Below are 3,883 nucleotides of genomic sequence, written 5' to 3' on the forward strand. Positions count from 1 at the left end.
GGTGCCGCCGACTTGTTCTTTCAACGCTTCCGTATTGACAGAAACCGTACCCAGTAGCAGATCACTGTGACCGCCAACGTATTTGGTCAGTGCTTGCATGTTGATGTCGACGCCGTGGGCGAAGGCATCAAACAGTACGCCGGCTGCGTAAGTGTTATCGATGGCGACCAATGCGCCTTTTTCATGTGCTGCCGCACAGATTGCCGGTACATCTTGAATTTCCATGGTCACAGAGCCTGGGCTTTCTACCCAGATCAACGCGGTGTTGTCACGGATAAGGTCAGCAATGCCTGCGCCGATCAGTGGGTCGTACGGCTCAACGTCAATGCCCAGACCTTTTAATAGGCCTTGTGCCATTTCTTTGTTTGGACCGTACGCGTTATGCGGTACTAATGCGTGGCTGCCTGCTTTACATAATGCGAAATACACCAAGGCAATTGCGGCTTGGCCGCCCGGCACCACAAAACTGTGAAGTGCACCTTCTAATTGTGCAATACGTCCCGATAATTCCAGTGTGGTTGGTGTACCGTACAGGCCGTAGCTGTAACCGCCTTTTGCTTGGTCCCAAGCATCAACCACATCCGCTTGCTTATTAAACAAGACGGTTGACCCGCGGTAGGTAGGGGTCGCTAAAGATTCAAAGCCTGGTGCTGCCAGTGTTTGTGGTTGTACGAGTCTGCTCTGCCAATGCATATCTGTGTTCCGAATAAGTAGTAAACTGAATATGCTGGCAATTTTATTTCGTTAGCCTTGATAATTGCGCTCGAATTGATGGGCGCTTTTGAGAAAATTTTTCACATGAACCAGTTAGTTGATAGTTTTGATCGCGCCATCCTTTCTCTGTTACAAAAAGACAACACCACCCCGCTGCGCGTTGTTGCTGAGCAAGTGCACTTGTCGACAGCATCGGTACAGCGCCGGATTAAGCGGTTAGAAGAAAATGGGGTGATTCAGGCCAATACCGCCGTGATTGCGCCGGAAAAAGTGGGGCAAATCATTACCATCTTGGTAGAAGTACACGCGGTACGTACGCAAGCCTCTGATATGGAAGACCTTAAGCGCTCGTTCTCTGGGCCGGAAATTCAGCAGTGCTATTACGTGACGGGAGAGGCGGATTTTATTCTGGTCTTAACTGTCGCCAATATGGCGGAATATGAAGCGATCAGTGGGCGTTTGTTTTACAACAACCCGAACGTGAAATGGTTCCGCACCATCGTGGTGATGGATCGCGTCAAAGCCACACTGGATACCCCGATCCCACAGCTTGCCCTAGAAAATTAAGCGCACTCGGCATATGCACAAAAAGCCCGTTTGACGGGCGTTAGTGACCTTCCTCTCGATTCTTCGGTGAGAAAATTTCTCACCGAAAGACGTCATTTTCCCCGCTTATCGTAAGAAACTCTGATTTCTTTGAGGTTGCCGCAAACCTCTATCACACTACTCCTGGCGATCATCGACGCTGATGGTTTTACGCATTGCTGGATGTGTAAAAGGACGAAAAAAAGAGGGGCGCTTACTGCTTCACGATGAGAAAAAATGCGCCAGAACGGTGTGTTGGGAAGGCAGACCATCAGGGGGAACGACAGATAAAAAAACGCCGCTCACCCAAAGGGAGAGCGGCGTTGCTTGCGGCAGGTGCCAAATAAGCAAGGGAATGTCTTATCGTTTAGGCACACTCAGGCTTAGGCTGACGGGAAGTGCCCGTCAGTGAGCCTCAAAGCGGTATTACGCATTAACCGGGGTGGCATCCACAGCGGGTTGCTTGTCTTTGGTTTCGTAGGCATTAAAGACATACAGCGCCACGACGATGGTGGAAACAATCGCCGTCTTGAAGAAAGACAAGTCTTCGCCCAGAGCGACAACCGCGACCACATAACCCACCAATGGCATCAGGTTCAGTGACAATGACGACTTTTCTACGCCAATTTTCTTAAACGAATACAGCTGAATCACGTAGCTTAGACCTGAGATACCGGTACCCAAGAAAATCAGTAGGGCCAGCAACAGCGGGTCAGACAGGATGATGGTGATTTGAGACAGGTCTAGACCCATCGCGATCACCATGATCAGGCCAAAAATCGCCACCGAAATGTATTGCATCAGCATCGATACCACTGAACCGTATTTGTCTGCCAGACTCGCACGCAGGTGAGCGGTACACGCAATAGACAATACTGAGCAAGTCACAAACAAGAAGCCCAACCACGGTGTGCCCCCTTCGACGTCATTCGTGGGTCCGACACTCATCACGTAAATACACAGTGCAGAGGCAAGGAACGCGCCCCATTGGATTTTGTTCATGCGGAAGTTCATGAACATCATGCCAAAGAAGACGGTCACGAACGGGTTCATGCCCTGTACCACGCCGTTTTCAGTCGCGCCGATATGACCAAGAGAAAGGAAGTTAAACAGCGAAAACAGCCCTTGGCCGACAATGCCACACATGGCGATTTTGAAAATATCGGATTTGTCGATTTTCAGTGACGTGCCCAGCTCTTTATTCACTTTGGTGTTTTTGTAGGTCAGCATAAAGATGACAGACAGGCCGATCACGGCGGTTACATAGCGGAAAAATACCAAGGTCATAGGGTCAACCGCCATGGAAAGTGGCTTAGATACCACGCCCGTTACGCCCCAAATCACCGCAACCGAGATGGCAGCAATCCAACCTAAAACAACATCTTTGTTCGCATTGTTCATGAAAGCAGTCCTTTATAAATAATTACCCCCACCTGAGGTGGGGGTAAACATTGAATTAGTTGATAATGATCAGTTCAGGTTCAGCACGCTCAGACAGCCATTCCGCACCGTCTTCGGTGATCACAATGTTCTCTTCGTGCAGCATGGTTTTGCCTTGTGCGTACACCATGCCCGGCTCAAGCGTCATGACCATGCCTGGCTTCAATACGGTGTTGTCGGTGGCCGTATTGGATGGACGCTCAGTCAGCTCCATGCCCAAGCCGTGGCCGACACGGCCAATGTCATTGCCCAGTGCGCCGTTAGCTTCCAGTACTTTCCACATCGCGTTATAGATGTCGGTGGTGGTGGCACCCGGACGGGCTGCTTCAAAACCTTTGGTGGTCGCTTCGTAGGTCGCGCGGTACGCGGCTTTGGTTTGCTCGCTTGCGGTGCCAAAGGCCCAGTTGCGGTCAAAATCAGAGAAGTACCCATCCCATACCGCGCCGGTATCAATCAGCAGCACGTCACCGTGTTCAATCACACGATCCGTTGGTCCCATCAAGATGTCGTCGTACGCGTCTGGGCCAGAACCCGCGATGATGAACGGACACGCATCTGCACCGGCTTGGAGCATGTCCATGCCGAATTGCTTACAAATTTCACGCTCTGTCATGCCGACACGGGCATACTCAGGAATGCGCTTGAAACCGATATTAGTGATGCGGCAGACTTCGCGGGTTTTCGCGATTTCCGCTTGGGATTTGATTTGACGCAGACCGTGCATCGCAAGGGCAACATCAACGAATTCTTTGTTCACCATGGTGGTGAGTTTCAGGTAGTTGTTGATAGGCATACGCAGGTGCGATTCGATGCCCAGCGTGGCGCCCACACGGCCGTGACGGCTTGGCAGGGTATTCAGTACGTTAGCGACAAGGCTGATGCCGTCATCTTCTGGGCGAGGGGCAGGCCATGTGATGATGTCATCCAGCCAGGTGTTCCCCATGCCTTTGGCGCCGATTTCAGGTACGACCGCAATCGGTTTGCCTTCAGCTGGCACAATCACGAACCAAGGGCGTGTTGGGCTGTGCCAAAACTGCGAGAGGAAGCCGGTGAAGTAACGTACGTTTGGTTCCGTGGTGAAAATCATCGCATCGAGTTTCATCTCATGCATCACTCTCTGTGCACGCTCGGTACGGTGTTCAAA

At 51.3% G+C, this 3,883-nt stretch carries 4 protein-coding genes; 1 reads left to right on the plus strand and 3 read right to left on the minus strand.

Annotated features, from left to right (window positions below; all coding sequences use genetic code 11):
• Positions 1-693: aminotransferase class V-fold PLP-dependent enzyme (locus L4C36_RS23405; protein WP_428480177.1), on the minus strand; the 693-nt coding region annotated here is incomplete at its 3' end.
• A 105-nt stretch (positions 694-798) separates the two neighbouring features.
• On the opposite strand from L4C36_RS23405, the gene L4C36_RS23410 reads away from it, so the two are divergent.
• Positions 799-1,281, plus strand: a complete 483-nt coding sequence (locus L4C36_RS23410; protein WP_428480178.1) for an Lrp/AsnC family transcriptional regulator — start codon at positions 799-801, stop codon at positions 1,279-1,281.
• Positions 1,282-1,725: 444 nt separating this feature from the next.
• Here L4C36_RS23410 and L4C36_RS23415 read toward each other — a convergent pair whose 3' ends face one another.
• Both L4C36_RS23415 and L4C36_RS23420 read right to left on the minus strand, forming a co-directional pair.
• Positions 1,726-2,700: a DMT family transporter gene (locus L4C36_RS23415; protein WP_428480179.1), complete on the minus strand. Its 975-nt coding sequence runs from the start codon at positions 2,698-2,700 to the stop codon at positions 1,726-1,728.
• 55 nt (positions 2,701-2,755) lie between these two features.
• The coding region (locus L4C36_RS23420) for a M24 family metallopeptidase (protein WP_428480180.1) at positions 2,756-3,883 on the minus strand (1,128 nt) is incomplete at its 5' end.

This window comes from Photobacterium japonica, from assembly GCF_050337005.1.
GTDB classification, from domain to species: domain Bacteria; phylum Pseudomonadota; class Gammaproteobacteria; order Enterobacterales; family Vibrionaceae; genus Photobacterium; species Photobacterium japonica.

Excerpts from the sequence above, each read along its gene's own strand:
- L4C36_RS23410 (WP_428480178.1), top strand. The coding sequence starts at position 799 with ATGAACCAGTTAGTTGATAGTTTTGATCGCGCCATCCTTTCTCTGTTA.
- L4C36_RS23415 (WP_428480179.1), bottom strand. The coding sequence starts at position 2,700 with ATGAACAATGCGAACAAAGATGTTGTTTTAGGTTGGATTGCTGCCATC.